Raw genomic sequence first — 287 nt, 5'->3', positions numbered from 1 at the left:
GTGTAGCCGGCCCGCGCGCCCACGGCCGCCGTGCGCACGGCGGCGGCGAAGGCAGGAACGTCGCCGATCACGTGGTCCGCGGCCATGATCAGCACCACCGTCTCCGGGGCGACGTTGGCCGCGTGCAACGCCGCCACCGCGACGGCGGCGGCCGAGTCCCGTCCCTCCGGCTCCAGGATGATGTCGCCGGCGATGCCCGCCTGCGCCAACTGCTCGGCCACGATGAAGCGCGACTCGGCCGAGGCGATCACCGCCGGCCGGGCGAAGGTCGCGAGGTCGCTCACCCG

The 287-nt window shown here is 75.6% G+C and carries 1 protein-coding gene; it reads right to left on the bottom strand.

Annotated elements, in window-relative coordinates; all coding sequences use genetic code 11:
• Positions 1 to 287 (bottom strand): sugar phosphate nucleotidyltransferase (locus tag FV222_RS29170; RefSeq protein WP_246685737.1); only part of this gene is annotated, 287 nt, incomplete at both ends.

This window comes from Methylobacterium sp. WL103, from assembly GCF_008039885.1.
Classification (GTDB): domain Bacteria; phylum Pseudomonadota; class Alphaproteobacteria; order Rhizobiales; family Beijerinckiaceae; genus Methylobacterium; species Methylobacterium cerastii.
This window is presented reverse-complemented; position numbering and strand designations above follow the sequence as displayed.